This window comes from Pseudomonas sp. RIT778 (assembly GCF_019718735.1).
Taxonomy (GTDB): Bacteria; Pseudomonadota; Gammaproteobacteria; order Pseudomonadales; family Pseudomonadaceae; genus Aquipseudomonas; species Aquipseudomonas aphyarum.
Map to the genome: position 1 here is coordinate 31,108 of NZ_JAIHBA010000021.1, position 17,378 is coordinate 48,485.

General features: G+C 59.0%; 12 protein-coding genes. 7 read left to right on the top strand and 5 right to left on the bottom strand.

Annotated features, from left to right (window positions below):
* Positions 1-172: 172 nt before the first annotated feature.
* On the bottom strand, positions 173-1,756 hold the full coding sequence (locus K5E37_RS15685; RefSeq protein WP_221534388.1) for a peptide chain release factor 3: 1,584 nt from the start codon (positions 1,754-1,756) through the stop codon (positions 173-175).
* A gap of 357 nt (positions 1,757-2,113) precedes the next feature.
* Between K5E37_RS15685 and K5E37_RS15690 the strand changes: the two genes are divergently transcribed.
* The 5 genes from K5E37_RS15690 (at position 2,114) to K5E37_RS15710 (ending at position 7,292) form a co-directional block, all read left to right on the top strand.
* Complete coding sequence (locus tag K5E37_RS15690; RefSeq protein ID WP_172667905.1) at positions 2,114-2,803, top strand: ABC transporter permease; 690 nt, start codon at positions 2,114-2,116, stop codon at positions 2,801-2,803.
* A gap of 20 nt (positions 2,804-2,823) precedes the next feature.
* The gene (locus tag K5E37_RS15695) at positions 2,824-3,717 is read left to right on the top strand and encodes a glycine betaine ABC transporter substrate-binding protein (protein WP_221534389.1); all 894 of its coding nucleotides are present in this window, start codon (positions 2,824-2,826) and stop codon (positions 3,715-3,717) included.
* Between the two features lie 13 nt (positions 3,718-3,730).
* Positions 3,731-4,384, top strand: coding sequence for an ABC transporter permease (locus K5E37_RS15700; protein WP_007953690.1), 654 nt, complete (start codon positions 3,731-3,733; stop codon positions 4,382-4,384).
* A complete protein-coding gene (locus K5E37_RS15705) occupies positions 4,381-5,535 on the top strand; it encodes a betaine/proline/choline family ABC transporter ATP-binding protein (RefSeq protein ID WP_007953692.1) in 1,155 nt (384 codons plus the stop codon). Before K5E37_RS15700 ends, K5E37_RS15705 begins: the two co-directional genes overlap by 4 nt.
* Positions 5,536-6,128: 593 nt before the next feature.
* Entirely contained in the window at positions 6,129-7,292 is a 1,164-nt protein-coding gene (locus tag K5E37_RS15710; RefSeq protein WP_007953693.1) for a type III PLP-dependent enzyme, read from the top strand.
* Between the two features lie 43 nt (positions 7,293-7,335).
* On the opposite strand, the gene K5E37_RS15715 is transcribed toward K5E37_RS15710, so the two are convergent.
* From K5E37_RS15715 to K5E37_RS15730, 4 genes are all read right to left on the bottom strand, one after another.
* The gene (locus K5E37_RS15715; RefSeq protein WP_260404269.1) at positions 7,336-8,238 is read right to left on the bottom strand and encodes a hypothetical protein; all 903 of its coding nucleotides are present in this window, start codon (positions 8,236-8,238) and stop codon (positions 7,336-7,338) included.
* Positions 8,239-8,259: 21 nt separating this feature from the next.
* A complete protein-coding gene (locus tag K5E37_RS15720) occupies positions 8,260-10,479 on the bottom strand; it encodes an alpha-xenorhabdolysin family binary toxin subunit A (RefSeq protein ID WP_221534393.1) in 2,220 nt (739 codons plus the stop codon).
* 233 nt (positions 10,480-10,712) lie between these two features.
* The gene (locus K5E37_RS15725; protein ID WP_221534394.1) at positions 10,713-11,471 is read right to left on the bottom strand and encodes a tetratricopeptide repeat protein; all 759 of its coding nucleotides are present in this window, start codon (positions 11,469-11,471) and stop codon (positions 10,713-10,715) included.
* Positions 11,472-12,152 carry a Fe2+-dependent dioxygenase gene (locus K5E37_RS15730; RefSeq protein ID WP_007953697.1) on the bottom strand — a complete coding sequence of 227 codons (681 nt, stop codon included), beginning with the start codon at positions 12,150-12,152 and terminating at the stop codon, positions 11,472-11,474. It lies immediately after the preceding gene.
* 207 nt (positions 12,153-12,359) lie between these two features.
* On the opposite strand from K5E37_RS15730, the gene K5E37_RS15735 reads away from it, so the two are divergent.
* Positions 12,360-14,681 carry a TonB-dependent siderophore receptor gene (locus tag K5E37_RS15735; RefSeq protein WP_221534395.1) on the top strand — a complete coding sequence of 774 codons (2,322 nt, stop codon included), beginning with the start codon at positions 12,360-12,362 and terminating at the stop codon, positions 14,679-14,681.
* A gap of 132 nt (positions 14,682-14,813) precedes the next feature.
* Positions 14,814-17,342: a sulfite reductase flavoprotein subunit alpha gene (locus K5E37_RS15740; RefSeq protein WP_221534396.1), complete on the top strand. Its 2,529-nt coding sequence runs from the start codon at positions 14,814-14,816 to the stop codon at positions 17,340-17,342.
* Positions 17,343-17,378: the final 36 nt, after the last annotated feature.

The following is a 17,378-nucleotide window of genomic DNA, read 5'->3' on the forward strand; positions in this document are numbered from 1 at the left end:
GATAGGACGCTAACCACTGCCCGGAAATGCCATGCGTGGACAGACCGCTTTCGAATAACGCCCATAACCGGATCGGCTAAGCGAGGTCGTCTATCTGGAGCGCTTGATGAGCAGCCACTAAAAAGCCCCCGAGGCTTACGCAACGGGGGCTTTGGAGGGAACAGCTCAATGCTTAGTGGTGCTCACGGGTGGCACGGAATTTCACGTCCGGCCAGCGCTCTTCCATCAGGGCCAGGTTGACGCGGGTCGGTGCGAGGTAGGTCAGGTGACCGCCGCCGTCCAGTGCCAGGTTTTCCACGGCCTTGTTGGAGAATTCCTCGAGCTTCTTCTTGTCGCTGCATTCGATCCAGCGCGCGGAGTACACGGTGATCGGCTCGTAGGAGCACTCGACCTTGTATTCCTCTTTCAGGCGGCTGGCGACCACATCGAACTGCAGCACACCGACGGCGCCGAGGATGATGTCGTTGCTGCGCTCTGGGAAGAACACCTGGGTCGCGCCTTCTTCGGCCAGCTGTTGCAGGCCCTGGCGCAATTGCTTGGATTTCAACGGATCGCGCAGGCGTACGCGGCGGAAAAGTTCCGGGGCGAAGTGCGGGATACCGGTGAAACCCAGGGTTTCGCCTTCGCTGAAGGTGTCGCCGATCTGGATCGTGCCGTGGTTGTGCAGACCGATGATGTCGCCGGCGTACGCTTCTTCCAGTTGTTCACGCTCGGAGGAGAAGAACGTCAGGGCGTCGCCGATGCGCACGTCCTTGCCGGTACGCACGTGGCGCATCTTCATGCCTTTCTCGTACTTGCCGGAGCAGATACGCATGAAAGCGATGCGGTCGCGGTGTTTCGGGTCCATGTTCGCCTGGATCTTGAAGATGAAGCCCGAGAACTTCTCTTCCACCGGCTCCACGGTGCGCTCGTTGGCCACACGGGCCAGCGGGCGCGGCGCCCAGTCGACCACGGCGTCGAGCACGTGATCGACACCGAAGTTGCCCAGTGCCGTACCGAAGAACACCGGAGTCAGCTGACCGTCGAGGAACTCCTGCTGGTTGAACTCGTGGCAGGCGCCCTGCACCAGTTCCAGCTGCTCGAGGAAACGGTCGTACTCGTCGCCCAGATGCGCGCGGGCTTCGTCGGAGTCGAGCTTCTCGATGATCTTGGTTTCGGTGCGTTCGTGACCGTGACCGGCGGTGTAGACAATGATGTAGTCGTCGGCCAGGTGGTACACGCCCTTGAAGTCGCGGTAGCAACCGATCGGCCAGGTGATCGGCGCAGCCTTGATCTTCAGGACGGCTTCGATCTCGTCGAGCAGTTCGATCGGGTCGCGGATGTCACGGTCGAGTTTGTTGATGAAGCTGACGATCGGCGTGTCACGCAGACGGCAGACGTCCATCAGGGCAATCGTACGTGGCTCAACACCTTTACCGCCGTCGAGAACCATCAGGGCCGAGTCCACCGCCGTCAGGGTGCGATAGGTGTCTTCGGAGAAGTCTTCGTGGCCCGGGGTGTCGAGCAGGTTGATCATGTGTTCGCGATACGGGAACTGCATGACCGACGTAGTAATCGAGATGCCCCGCTGCTTTTCCATCTCCATCCAGTCGGATGTCGCGTGGCGGTCGGATTTACGGGATTTCACCGTACCGGCCACGGCAATCGCCTTGCCCATCAGCAAGAGCTTTTCGGTGATGGTGGTTTTACCGGCATCGGGGTGGGAAATAATGGCGAAAGTGCGGCGTTTCGCGACTTCGGCGGCCTGTCTGGTCATGGGAAATCGCCTGGCGGTGATTCAAAAAAGGGCGGCGATTATAGCCCAACTCGATTCAATAACCGAACCGTTGAGCACATTAAGGGTGGCCAAATGCTGCCTCAGATGGGAACCTTTTAAAGCACGGAGACGTCCATCCCCTGTTACGACAATTCGTCAGGGGCTGAAAAATCAGCAAGTTAGCCTGACGAGGCTGCGCTCATGGCTCGCTTTCAGACCGCTTTTGCCGGACTGAAAAAAAGCTGCTTCTCGCGAACGCTGACTTCGGCAGCCAGGAATGGCCTTGCCACACGGAGCAGCGCTCGCCGACTAAAAAAAAGGAGTCCGCCTGTGGCTATCCGCTATGGCAAAGGGCTGATGGGAGGTGCGGTGGTGATCGCGCTCCTGGCCCTGCTGGTCCACTGGATCGGCATCAACACGATCGAACACTACCGCGACGATTTGTTGTTTTACCTGCAAGCTCATCTGATTCTCGTCCTCGCTTCAATGCTGGCCGCCCTGGTCGTGGGCATCCCCGCCGGTATCTTCCTGAGCCGTCCGACCATGGTCGGACGCGCCGAACGCTTCATGCAGATCTTCAACATCGGCAACACCGTGCCGCCGCTGGCCGTGCTCGCAATTGCCCTGGGGATTCTCGGCATCGGCAGCGGTCCGGCGATCTTCGCTCTGTTCCTCGCCTCGCTTTTGCCGATTGTGCGCAACACCTATGAAGGCCTGAAAAACGTCCAGGGCTCGCTGAAAGAAGCCGCCGTCGGCATCGGCATGACGCCGCGCCAGGTGCTGTGGAAAGTCGAATTGCCCAACGCCGTGCCGATCATCGTCGGCGGTGTGCGGGTGGCGCTGGCGATCAACGTCGGTACGGCGCCGCTGGCCTTCCTGATCGGCGCCAACAGCCTCGGCAGCCTGATCTTCCCCGGCATCGCCCTGAACAATCAGCCGCAACTGCTGCTCGGCGCCGCGTGCACCGCGCTGCTGGCCCTGCTGCTCGATGGCGTGGTCACCCTCGCCAGCCGCCTCTGGCTGGAACGCGGTTTGCGCCCGTCTTAAGGCCTTGCGAAGGAATATTTATGAAAAGACTTAGTTTGATTCTGGGCTGCGTGCTGCTCTTCGCAGGCATCGCCCAAGCCGCCGACAAACCGGTGATTCGCCTTGGCGCCCGGGTATTCACCGAGCAGACCCTGCTCGCGGAAATCACCGCGCAATACCTGCGCAGCAAAGGCTACGACGCGCAGATCACCGGCGGCCTGGGCAGCAACCTGGCCCGCAGCGCCCACGAAACCGGACAGCTGGACATGCTCTGGGAATACACCGGCGTGTCGCTGGTGGCCTACAACCATGTCACCGAAAAACTCGACAGCGAACAGTCCTACGCCCGGGTGAAAGAACTCGACGCGAAAAAAGGCCTGGTCTGGCTCACGCCGTCGAAATTCAGCAACACCTACGCCCTCGCCCTGCCGAAAAAAGTGGCCGAGCAATACCCGCAAATCCACAACATCAGCCAGTTGAACGACGTGTTGAAGGCTGAAGCCAAGACCAATCACCTGGTCGCACTGGACACCGAGTTCGCCAACCGCTCCGACGGCCTGGACGGCATGGTCAAGCTGTACGACATGAACCTGACCCGCCAGAACATCCGGCAGATGGACGCAGGTTTGGTCTACACCGCCCTGCGCAACGGTCAGGTGTTTGCCGGTCTGGTCTACACCACCGACGGTCGCCTCAACGCGTTCGGTCTGAAGCTGCTGGAAGACGACAAGCATTACTTCCCGGACTACACCGCCGCGCCGGTGGTGCGTCAGGCCTATCTCGACGCGCACCCGAAACTGGCGGAGCAACTCAAGCCACTGGCCGAACTGTTCGACGACGAAACCATGCGCCAGCTCAACGCGCGGGTCGATGTCGATCACGAAAGCCCGTCGAAAGTCGCTGCCGATTTCCTGCGCCAGCATCCACTGAATTAAAGGAGGAAAAGTCATGGAATTCCTGAACGCCTTTTCCCACCTCGACTGGCAGCAGGTGATGCACCTGACCTGGCAGCACATCACCCTGGTCGGCATTGCCGTCAGCCTGGCGATTCTCATCGGCGTGCCGCTGGGTATCCTGATGACGCGCTTCCCGAGCCTCGCCGGTCCCTTGCAGGCCAGCGCCACGGTGCTGCTGACCGTGCCGTCGATTGCGCTGTTCGGCCTGCTGCTGCCGTTCTACTCGAAATTCGGCCAGGGCCTCGGCCCGATGCCGGCGATCACCGCCGTGTTCCTTTATTCACTACTGCCGATCATGCGCAACACCTACCTCGCCCTGACCGGCGTCGAACCGGGTATTCGCGAGGCCGCACGCGGCATCGGCATGACCTTCGGCCAGCGCCTGCGCATGGTCGAGTTGCCGATCGCAGTGCCGGTGATCCTCGCCGGCGTGCGCACCGCCGTGGTGATGAACATCGGCGTGATGACCATCGCCGCGACCATCGGCGCCGGCGGCCTCGGTGTACTGATCCTCGCCTCCATCAGCCGCAGTGACATGTCGATGCTCATTGTCGGCGCGCTGCTGGTCAGTCTTCTGGCGATCTTCGCCGACCTCATTTTGCAGTGGCTGCAACGTTCGCTGACTCCAAAAGGACTCCTCAAATGATCGAACTTCAAAACCTCAGCAAGACCTTCCAAAGCAACGGCAAAGATGTGAAAGCCGTGGACTCGGTAAGCCTGACCGTCAATGAAGGCGAAATCTGTGTGTTCCTCGGGCCATCGGGTTGCGGCAAAAGCACCACGCTGAAAATGATCAACCGCCTGATCAAGCCGACCTCGGGCAAGATCCTGATCAACGGCGAAGACACCACCGACCTCGACGAAGTGACCCTGCGCCGCAACATCGGTTACGTGATTCAGCAGATCGGTCTGTTCCCGAACATGACCATCGAAGAGAACATCGTGGTGGTGCCGAAACTGCTCGGCTGGGACAAACAGAAATGCCACGACCGCGCCCGCGAACTGATGAGCATGATCAAGCTTGAGCCCAAGCAGTATCTGCATCGTTACCCGCGTGAACTGTCCGGTGGCCAGCAGCAACGGATCGGCGTGATCCGCGCGCTGGCGGCAGATGCACCGCTGCTGCTGATGGACGAACCGTTCGGCGCGGTCGACCCGATCAACCGCGAGATGATCCAGAACGAATTCTTCGAGATGCAGCGTGCGCTGAACAAGACCGTGATCATGGTCAGCCACGACATCGACGAAGCGATCAAGCTGGGCGACAAGATCGCAATCTTCCGCGCCGGCAAGCTGTTACAGATTGACCACCCGGACACCCTGCTCGCCCATCCGGCGGACGATTTCGTCAGCAACTTCGTCGGCCAGGACAGCACCCTCAAACGCCTGCTGCTGGTGAAAGCCGAAGACGCCGCGGACAACGCGCCGTCGGTGAGCCCGGAAACCCCGGTGGCCGATGCGCTGGAGTTGATGGACGAGCATGACCGTCGCTATGTCGTCGTGACTGACGCGGAGAACAAGGCGCTGGGTTATGTGCGCCGTCGTGACCTGCATCGTCAGACCGGCACCTGTGCGCAATTCCTGCGCGAGTTCAACGCCACGGCCGCTTATGACGAGCATTTGCGCATCCTGTTGTCGCGCATGTACGAGTTCAATCGCGCCTGGTTGCCGGTGATGGATGCAGAGCGAGTGTTCCTCGGCGAGGTTACCCAGGAGTCGATTGCGGCGTACCTGAGTTCGGGTCGATCGCGCGGAATGAAGACCAATATCGTGTCACCGGCCGAGGCGGTGGCCTGATCAAAAGGAAAAGGGCTGTTCGACAGCCCTTTTTTTCGACCGCCGGAACCTGAAAGTCGTGATTTTTTTGCCGACGATGAGCCGGCAAGAAATATCAACACGCAAGAAGGCTGACCTCGTCCGCGAATGTCAGCCTTGACCGGCAACTTCCCCCTCACCTCCCCTTCTCGCCGCCAACGTCGCCGATGTTGAAGTGATCGTACTTATCTGAGACTTGGCACACATCAGCGTCGAACGTGCAGGTATTTTTAACACCTGAAAATTATTGCGGAACATCTGACCGTCATCTCGGTCGGCTACAAAGAGTGATATCCGCGACGCACGTCAGAAGCGTGCAAAAACGCGACATTTTTAGTTGATCTCAGGCCCCTCACGCCCTAAAGTTCGCGCCGAGCGTCCATGCTGGAAACGATCCATCCGGCTCAAGTACTGACGACGAGACAGCAAGGCCAAGGGAAAGAAAGCTTCATTTCCCATGGCCTTTTTGCTTTCGGCGACATGCCTTGGGAAGTAGGCGAACCAAAGTGGGGATACGGAGGACGTTCATTTGCACCCATTGATTAACTTTGTTTGCCAGTAGGAGAGCTCCCAGCATGTCGATCCAGGTCGAAGACTATTTCGCGCGCGAAACCTTTCAGAAAATGAAGGCGTTCGCCGACAAACAGGAAACCCCGTTCGTGGTGATCGACACCGCGATGATCGCCCAGGCCTATGACGACCTGCGCGCCGGTTTCGAATTCGCCAAGGTCTACTACGCGGTCAAGGCCAACCCGGCCGTCGAGATCATCGACCTGCTCAAAGAGAAAGGTTCGAGCTTCGACATCGCCTCGATCTATGAGCTGGACAAAGTGCTGAGCCGTGGCGTCAGCGCGGACCAGATCAGCTACGGCAATACCATCAAGAAATCCAAGGACATTCGCTACTTCTACGAGAAGGGCGTGCGTCTGTTCGCCACCGACTCGGAAGCCGACCTGCGCAACATCGCCAAGGCCGCACCGGGCGCCAAAGTCTATGTGCGCATCCTGACCGAAGGCTCGACCACGGCCGACTGGCCACTGTCGCGCAAATTCGGCTGCCAGACCGACATGGCCATGGACCTGCTGATCCTCGCCCGCGACCTGGGCCTGGTGCCATACGGCATCTCGTTCCACGTTGGTTCGCAACAGCGCGACATCAGCGTCTGGGACGCGGCGATCGCCAAGGTCAAAGTGATCTTCGAACGCCTGAAGGAAGAAGACGGCATCCACCTCAAGCTGATCAACATGGGCGGTGGCTTCCCGGCCAACTACATCACCCGTACCAACAGCCTGGAAACCTACGCCGAAGAAATCATCCGCTTCCTGAAGGAAGACTTCGGTGATGACCTGCCGGAAATCATTCTGGAGCCGGGCCGTTCGCTGATCGCCAACGCCGGCATCCTGGTCAGCGAAGTGGTGCTGGTCGCGCGTAAATCCCGCACCGCCGTCGAGCGTTGGGTTTATACCGATGTGGGCAAATTCTCGGGCCTGATCGAAACCATGGACGAAGCGATCAAGTTCCCGATCTGGACCGAGAAGAAAGGCGAGATGGAAGAAGTCGTGATCGCCGGCCCGACCTGCGACAGCGCCGACATCATGTACGAAAACTACAAGTACGGCCTGCCGCTGAACCTGGCGATCGGTGATCGTCTGTACTGGCTGTCGACCGGTGCGTACACCACCAGTTACAGCGCCGTAGAGTTCAACGGCTTCCCGCCGCTGAAATCGTTCTACGTGTAAGCGACGCTTCAACTGAAAAGGCCCATGCGTGCATGGGCCTTTTTTATTTGCGCAACCAGATCTCAAGATGGTTGAGCATTGTCATGAATTCATCGGCGCCCTCTTGGGTGGCGGCCAGGTGGAAATTCAACTCGCCGAGTTTCGACGCGCGCTCTGCCCTCAATAAGTCATTGAACAGCATGTCTATGCGCAAGCCGGTTTCTTCGAGAAACACGCTGATGGACGAACTCACGGAAGCCAATCCGCTAAACAACCCGGCAATATCAACTTTGTATTCTGCGGCTCTGACGAGCGGATCCGCTGACGAATAAGCCACGTCCCAAACCGGCGTCGTGCGCACTTCACGAAACAACTCCTCGACCACCGTCGGCTGGGTATGACACTGGCACGAGCGATGATCCATTGCTCTGCCAAATACCGACTTGAGACCGAACGACTCGTCATGCACCTCGGCGATGGTGTATTTCAGTTGGCGAATCGCCGCCCTCAGCGAGGAAAAACGAAGCGCCAGTTCGTGAACGAGGTCCGGGACATCGGTTGGGGGAAACAACTTCCAGGTCGGCGACTTGGATAAGCTGTACAACTTGAAATCCACCTGACTGAGAGGCTCGTTCCTTGAAGTATTGCGGGTGATTTCCAGCGTTTCGGCGGTGAACGTAGCGAGATCCGCGACGTAAGTACTGCACAGGCGCCGAACCTCTTCGGTGCGCTGCCAGAACGCCTGCAAGTAGCCTGCATTGAAGCTGGCGTTGTTCAAACGTGAATCGCTGGCCAGTACCGCCAATTGATGACCGCTGGCTCTGCGACGCTCAAACACCAAAGGAATGTTGTTGAAGGTGGGGTGAAGAGAACCGAGGAAACTTGTGTATCGATCCAGCACGCGTCGTTGCGCTGTGGAGAATTCATAGGCAAGTGTTTTCATGAGTGGCAGGGAAGCGGTGGACATGTCGCCCACCGCCTCGACTCCTTACTGCTGAACAGTTTTCAGGTACTGCCTGAAGTCGGCAATTCGGGTGATTGCTTCAGCTGTTCGCTGCTCGACCGGCTGCGACATGTCTTGCTTGAAGTCCCGGGCGAGAGACTCAATCCGGGTTACCAGATTCGAGAACTCATTCACGTATCCCCAGCGCTCGTCGTCGAGTTGGTCGAGGACTCGCACCAGCTGAATCTTTCCATCGATCTGTTCAATCTCGTTGATGAGCTTCTTCAACTGCGCCCTTAGATCAGCCGCTTTTTCCTTGAGCTTGTTGTAAGCCGCCAGCATGTTCAGATAGGAAATGGCCTCACCGATGCCAGAGATCATTTTTTTCAAGGTATCAATGGCGAACAGTGCAATCTGGACCTGCGGTGGCGCCAGCCCCAGGGCTTTCAGGTTATCCAGGGTCAATCGGGCCTCCTGACCGATTTTCTCTACCCCGGCTTTCGCGATCAGCTCAAGCGCTTCAGACACCGAATTCATCTGCTTCTCGAAATCGACGACTTTTTCTTCAGACTTGACCTTCAGTGCCTCCGTGAAAGCCCGATCCTGTTGCAGGGTTACGATCCATTGCGCCGAAGCCGACCGGTCATAGGCGGTACTCAAGCCGTTGTGGGTCATCTTCAAATCGGCCGCGTATTCGGCGACTTTCATCGAAACATTCTTGAGGTCGCTTTCCATTTCCTCGTGGATTTCATTCGCGTCTTCCGGGTAATCGATCAGTTCGATTTGAGCTGTCTTCAGTTTGTTCTGCGCACGTTCCAGATTGATCCCTGTCGTCTGGGCCTGATTACGAATTTCAAATGTGGCTTTCTGGATAGCGACTGTCAGCCCATTCATTGTGCGGACGGTACCCGGCAGATAATTGAACTGTTCGCCCAGCATTTGAGCAGTGACATTACTTGTTTGAACAGCCGCAGCGTAAGCGCGTAACGCAGCGCCATCAAAATCCGAAACGGCTGGATTATTATTTAGCGAGAACATCACTGCTTTACTCCTGAACATCGTGAAACTGCTTCCATACTCTTTATCTGCCGCCGCGAACACGCCCAGCAGTTGATCGGAACTCGCCCTGATCTGCTCCCACGGATCAATAATGCCGAGAATCTGGTTCTTGAACCTCCTCAGGGACGTTGCCTCCTGAAGCAGATCAACTTCTTTGACAGAGGCATATATATAGGTGCTCAGCGCATTCCATACCAGCATCAGGTTTTGCGTAGCGACTTCAGCCTCGATCGCTACATAGCCGAGGTTCTGCAAATCATCGCGCACTTTGTTCAGGGAACTCAGCGTCTGGTTTTTGCTGGCCATTACCTGGTTGGAGGTCTGTTGTTCCGCCTTCAACCGGTTTCGCTCCTTACGGATCTTTTCAGCCTTGACTCCCTGATAAATACCGAGAATCAAACCACCGATATTCAGGGTCGCTGCCGACCTGATCGCTTCTTGAACCAACTGATCATATTGCTTGTTCAGTTCATCGATTTCTTTCGAGCGCTGATCGATTTCGCCCTGCAGGGCCTGGATGTCTGCCTGATAGGTATTGCGCGACACGAACTCCAGTCGCAGCTTGATTTCCGGCAACACGATCTCGCGCATGTCAGCGCCGAAATTGTCGATTTCTGACCTGACATCTTCGGCCTTCGCGTGGCACTTCATGACTTTGTCCAGCATGTCATTGAGGTAGGCCTTGATTTCCGGAACATCGCCGGACGGCAAGCCCAGGTCGGGAAGCCCCGGAATCGTGCGCTTCAGCTGCAGATACTCTTCCGGCGTATTGATATCGAATTCTTCCAGGTATCTGGAGGCTTTCAGGTCATCGTAGATTGCTACGATGCCCTTACCCGTACGAATGATGTTGCCGGCAAAAATCTTCAGATCGGTACCCGTGAGCATGATTTTTTCACGCAGCGGGGACCAGCGCTTCGCGTGGTCGTAGGTGTACGTGAATGTCCGCAGGAAGTCTGTTGCCTTGAGACCAACGCCCCCTGCATCCCCGGCGCCATAGTTCAGATAAGCAACGACGTCCGCCAGCCGAACCGGAAGCGACAGCCCCAGAACCTCATACTTGCGCAGGCTGATAATCTGCTCTTTGGTTAATTGAATACCGGTTTCCCGATTGTATTCTTCACCCTCGCCGAGCGAAGCACTTACAAACATCCGAGGCGCTTTTGCGGCGGCCTCGACAATCTTGCTGTCCATCTTGAACTCCATAAGAGACTCCTTGTCTTCTTCGGATATTTAATAAAAGTCATTTTAGATACGACATCATCGTTCGACTCATTTCAACTTGAGCGCCGACATCGAAAAACAACCTTAGGACAGCAAGACAACAATCAACAAGCATTCAAATATTAGCAATCAAGACAAATAAGCCACTCACCCGAATACTTATCCGAAAACAGCCATATCAACTTGATAAAACCAACTAACCGCAGAATAAATAATTACAAAGCAACTAACTCTGCCAGCCGAAATTTATAAGCGTCGGCCATGGCGCGGATTTGCGGATGTTGTGCATTCAACAAGGACACACTGGCGACTCGCAGGAAATTCACATTGCCCGCGTCCAGTGCCTTGCGTAGCCAGCCAAGTGCGTCATCGATGCGCCCCTCGTCGGCAAGCACCGCGGCGTGGCTGAACTGCCCCCGAAAATCGCCGCCCTCGGCCGCACGCCGATACCAGTCACGTGCCGTTGGCAGATCTTGCGGACAGTGACGCCCCTCTTCCAGATACCGGCCCAACAGGTTCATCGACTTGGCATGTCCCGACTCTGCAGCGCGGCGGTACAGGGCAAGGGCTTGCGGCTGATTCTCGGGTGTTCCACGCCCGGTGGCGTGCAGGTTTGCCAAGTTGTACATCGCCCAATCCAGCCCCGCGTCGGCGGCCGTCTGGTAATGGCGCGCGGCGAGTTCGGCGCTGGCCACACAACCCCATCCGTGTTCATGGCAGCGGCCGAGCATGTTGCGCGCCATCAGATGACCTTGCCCTGCGGCGATTTCAAACCAGCGCAATGCCAGCGGCTGATCCTGAGCAATACCGTGACCATCGAGCAGGATCTGCCCGAGCAGCGCCTGCGCTTCCAGCACCCCCTCACCCGCCGCCAGCAGAATCGCCTGAGCCGCACGAGCCGGGCTTTCTTCGAGCATGGCGGTGAGGCGTTCACCGTCGAGGACTTCTTCGCGGCGTAACCGAAAGTCCGCCACTTACACCTCGACCCAGCGACGCAACAAGTTGTGATAGGTGCCGGTGAGGCGGATCAGCGACGGGTGATCGGGCATGTCGTGGGTGAGTTGCTGGATCGCACCGTCCATCTCGAACAGCAAGGCACGCTGGCTGTCTTCGCGCACCAGACTTTGCGTCCAGAAGAACGAGGCATAACGCGCCCCGCGAGTGACCGCATTGACCTTGTGCAGGCTGGTGCCGGGGTACAGCACCATGTCGCCGGCGGGCAGTTTCACCCGTTGGGTGCCGAAGGTGTCCTGGATTTCCAGCTCGCCGCCGTCGTAGTCCTCCGGCTCGCTGAAAAACAGCGTGGCCGATAGATCCGTACGTACGCGCTCGATGCTGCCCTTTGGCTGGCGCACCGCGTTGTCGATGTGGAAATCGAAACTGCCGCCCGCCGTGTAGCAGTTGAGTAACGGCGGAAATACTTTGTGCGGCAGTGCAGCCGACATGAACAGCGGGTTTTTCCACAGGCGTTCAAGCATCGCGGCGCCGATTTCCTTGGCCAGCGGATGGCCTTCCGGCAGCTGCAGATTGTGCTTGGCCTTGGCCGATTGATAGCCGGCGGTGATCTTGCCATCGGCCCAGTCAGCCTGTTCCAGAGCCTCGCGGATGCGCTGCACTTCTTCTTTCGCGAACAGCCCGGGGATGTGCAGCAGCATGGCAATGTCACCTGATGGCAAAGAGGCGGCAATGGTATTGATTCTTATTGGCTGTGTAAAACCCGCTAGACGAATGAACTGGCAAAAACCGTAAGGTTAAATTGTAAAGAATGTAAATTCAGTGCGAATAACAATGTTTCGCAATTGATACGAATACCTGTTTACCCTATATTCCGCCGCCTCAAATCCTTGGGGAGGGGAATAAAAATGGCACGTCAACAAGCACAATTACCGGTCAGCTCACCACGTCTGCTCGCTTCCGCCATCGGCGTGGCAATCACCGCCGGCTCCGCAGGCCACATGGTGTTCGCCGCCGAAAAAACCGACAGCAAAGCCACCGGCAATGCCATCGCCCTGGACGCCACCGCCATCACCGGCGAAGCCCAGGACTCGACGTCCTACCAGGTCGAGAAAGCCTCCTCGCCCAAGTACACCGCACCGCTGGTTGATACGCCGCGCTCGGTCACCGTTATCCCGCAACAAGTTCTGAAAGACACCGGCGCCCTGAATATGCAGGACGCGCTGCGCACCGTACCGGGCATCACCTTCGGTGCCGGTGAAGGCGGCAACCCGCAGGGCGACCGTCCGTTCATCCGTGGTTTCGACGCCCAGGGCGACACTTACCTCGACGGTGTGCGCGACACCGGCTCCCAGAGCCGCGAGATCTTCGCCGTAGAAAACATCGAAGTCAGCAAGGGCCCGAACTCCGCCATCGGTGGTCGCGGCGCGGCGGGCGGCAGCATCAACCTGGTGAGCAAGAAAGCGCACCTGGGCAACTCGTTCGACGGTGGCTTCACCTGGGGCTCCGACCAGACCCAGCGTTACACGATGGATGGCAACTACCAGTTCAGCGACACCGCTGCCGGCCGTCTGAACCTGATGAGCCACGAGAGCAACGTCGCCGGTCGCGACAAGGTCGACTATGACCGTTGGGGCATCGCGCCGTCCCTGGCCTTCGGCCTGGGCACCGACACCCGCGTCAACCTCGACTACTACCATCTCGAAAGCAACGACACGCCGGATTCGGGCATCCCTTACACGATTCCGGCCGGTGGCTCGGCGGCGCGCACCAAGTCCAACCCGGACAAGCCGTACGCCGGCGGCGATCACAGCAACTTCTACGGTCTGGATCGCGATTTCCGCAAGGGTCGCACCGACACCGCGACCTTCGCCATCGAGCATGACCTGAGCGACTCGCTGACCCTCAAGAACACCCTGCGTCACGGCACCAGCATGCAGGATTACATCCTGACCCAGCCGGACGACAGCAAGGGCAACGTGAACAACGGCAGCGTCTGGCGTCGTGCGAACACTCGCGTGAGCAACACCGAGACCACCACCAACCAGACCGATCTGTTCGGCAACTTCTACGTCGCCGGCTTCAAGAACAGCTTCTCCACCGGTGTCGAATACACTCGTGAGGAAAGCAGCAAATCCTCGTACAACGTCAACACCGACACCACGCCGCGTACCTCGGCCGTGACCACCAACTGCAACCCGGGCCTGATCGGCGCCGCCAGCGGCTACAACTGCACCTCGCTGTCGAACCCGACCCCGAACGATCCGTGGAACGGCGCGATCTCGCGCAACTACGCCGGCACCGACACCCAGTCCGATACCTACGCGCTGTATGTGTTCGACACCCTGGAGCTGTCCCAGCAATGGCTGGTGAACATGGGCCTGCGTTACGACCACTTCGAAACCGGCTACAAGACGTACACCAACGCTGGCCGCACCACCTCCAAGGGTTCGGACACCAGCGAGTTCGTCACCGGCCAGTTCGGCGTCGTCTACAAACCGGCAGAGAACGGCAGCATCTATGCGTCCTACGCCACCTCCGCCACACCGCCGGGCAACACCCTGGGTGAAGGTCAGGAAGGCAACCCGCTGGGCGGCACGCCAGATCGTAACGGCAACCTGCTCAAGAGCGACATGGAGCCGGAAACCACCAAGAACTACGAAATCGGTACCAAGTGGGATCTGCTGAACGATCGCCTGTCGCTGACCGCCGATATCTTCCGCACCGAGAAAGAAAACGCGCGTGTCCAGGTTGATACCACCTCGTACGAAAACGCCGGCAAGACTCGTGTACAAGGTATCGAGTTGTCCGCCAGCGGCAAGATCACCGACAAGTGGCAAGTGTTCGCCGGTTACGCCTACATGGACAGCGAACAGGTTGACGGCGGTGACCTGCCGGCCAACAAGGCCAACAACGGTAACGAGCTGCCTAACACGCCGAAAAACAGCGCCAGCCTGTGGACCACTTACCAGGTCACGCCGAAGCTGACCATCGGTGGCGGTGCGTTCTACGTGGATGACGTGTTCGGCAGCGTGGCCAACACCACCATGGTCGATTCCTACGTTCGCTACGACGCAATGGCGGCGTACAAGCTGAGCAAGAACGTCGACCTGCAACTGAACGTGCAGAACCTGACCAACGAAACCTACTACGACAAGGCCTTCTCGACTCACTTCGCCAACCAGGCGGCGGGCCGTACGGCATTGCTGAGCACCAACTTCCACTTCTGATCGAAGAGGGAAGTATCGAGCCCCGTTCATTCATTTGAGCGGGGCTTTTGTGCGTAATAAAGAACGTTTCTCGATAAGCCACGGCATAATGCACGCCGTGAACACAATTTCCGAACGGACAAGGCAAGCGACGTGTTGAAGAAAACCCTGTTCCAGTTGCACTGGTTTTTTGGCATCACTGCCGGGCTGGTGCTGGCCCTGATGGGCATCACCGGCGCTGCCTATTCGTTTCAGGACGAAATTCTCAAAGCCCTCAACCCCTCCGTGTTGCAGGTCGAGAAACAGGTCGCCGGCGTCCTGCCGCCCGCCGATCTGGTGGCGCAGATCGAAGCAGCCTCGGGCAAGAAAGTCTCGATGCTCTCGGTCGAGACCGAAAGCGGCAGCGCCGGGCGCGTCTGGTTCACCCCGCCCAAAGGCGAGCGCCGGGGCGAGATGCGCTACTTCGATCCCTACACCGCCGAGTTCAAGGGCGAGGCCACCGGCCAGGACTTCTTCGGCCTGATGCTGCAACTGCACCGGTTCCTCGCCATGGGCGATACCGGCCGCAACATCACCGGCGCCTGCACCCTCATGCTGCTGTTCTTCTGCCTGTCCGGCCTGTACCTGCGCTGGCCGCGCCAGTGGAACAGCTGGCGCGTGTGGCTGACCCTCGACTGGAAGAAAAAGGGCCGCAGCTTCAACTGGGACCTGCACTCGGTGTTCGGCACCTGGTGCATGCTGGTTTACCTGCTGCTGGCACTGACCGGACTGTCCTGGTCCTACGAGTGGTACAACAAGGGCCTGACCAAATTGCTTTCCGATGCGCCGCAAAACGAACGCGTGCGCGGCGGACGCGGCCCGGCCCCCGAAGGTCCGGCGCCGACTGCCGATTACGCCGCGATCTGGGTCAGCATCTACAGCACCGCTGGTCCAGGCCTCGCCTCCTACAACATTCGCATGCCGCCAGTGGCCGGCCAACCGGCGACCGTGTTCTATCTGCTCGACAGCTCGCCCCATGACCGCGCGCTGAACCAAATCACCCTCGACCCGGCCACCGGCGTCGTCAAACGCGTCGACCGCTACGCCGACAAAAGCTTCAAGGCGCAGTTGCTGACCAGCATTTATGCGTTGCACGTAGGCAGCTATTTCGGACTGGTCGGGCGGATCATCGTCACCGTCGCGGCCGTCTTGATGCCGCTGTTCTTCATCACCGGCTGGTTGCTGTACCTGGATCGCCGACGCAAGAAAAAGCAGATCAAGGATGCCCGCAAAGGCCTCGACCAACCGGCCGGCGATACACCGGCGTGGCTGATCGGTTTCGCCAGCCAGAGCGGTTTTGCCGAGCAACTGGCATGGCAGACCGCCGGCCAGTTGCAGGCAGCCGGATTGCCGGTGAAGGTGCAGCCGCTGGCGAATGTCAGCGAGCAGGATCTGCGCGAATCGAACAACGCGCTGTTCGTGGTCAGCACCTTCGGCGACGGCGAAGCGCCGGACAGCGCTCGCGGTTTCGAGCGCAAGGTATTGAAGAACGCCTCGACCCTCGACAGCCTCAACTACGCGGTGCTCGGCCTCGGCGACCGTCAGTATCAACATTTCTGCGGCTTCGCCCGACGCCTGCATCAATGGCTGGGCGAGCATGGCGGCAAGACCCTGTTCGCCCCGGTGGAAGTCGACAGCGGCGATCCTTACGCCCTGCGCCACTGGCAGACCCAACTCGGCCTGATCACCGGGCAAGCGCCGGTCGACACCTGGCAAGCGCCGAGCTACGAGAACTGGACGCTGGTGCGCCGCGAGCTGATGAACCCGGACAGCAGCGGATCCCCCGTCTTCCTGCTCGGCCTGACCGCGCCGACCTCCCGCAGCTGGCTGGCCGGCGATCTGGTGGAAGTGCTGCCACGCAACTGCCCGTGGGCGATCGAGCATTTCCTCGACGGCCTCGGCATCCGTGGTGAAACCAGCGTGAAGGTCAACTGCCTGGAAGAGTCGCTGGAAGTCGCCCTCGCCACCCGCCAGTTGCCCGAGCACCGCGCGCATCTGGTGGGCCTGCACGCCCAGGCGCTGGTCGATGCGATGGTGCCGCTGGCGATGCGCGAATACTCGATCGCCTCGATTGCCGCCGACGGTGTGTTGGAGCTGATCGTGCGTCAGGAACAGCATGCCGACGGCAGCCTCGGCATCGGTTCCGGCTGGCTGACCGAGCATGCTCCGGTCGGCGGCAGCATCAGCCTGCGGGTCCGCCGCAACAGCGGTTTCCATCTGCCGAACGCGCCGGTGCCGATGATCCTGCTGGGCAACGGCACCGGCCTCGCCGGGCTGCGCAGCTTGCTCAAGGCACGGATCGCCGACAATCAACAGCGTCACTGGCTGCTGTTTGGCGAACGCAATCGCGAGCACGATTTCCTCTGCCGTGCGGAGCTGGAAGAGTGGTTGATCAATGGCGATCTGGAACGCCTCGATCTGGCGTTCTCACGGGATCAGGCCGAGAAGATTTACGTGCAGGATCGCCTGCGCGAATCGGCCGGCGAGTTGAAGAAATGGCTGGCGGACGGTGCGGTGATCTACATCTGCGGCAGCCTTCAAGGCATGGCGTCGGGCGTGGATCAGGTGCTGAATGAAGTGCTGGGCGCTGACGAAGTCGAACGCCTGATCGAGCAGGGTCGCTATCGCCGCGACGTTTACTGACCACACACAACAAATGTGGGAGCGAGCTTGCTCGCG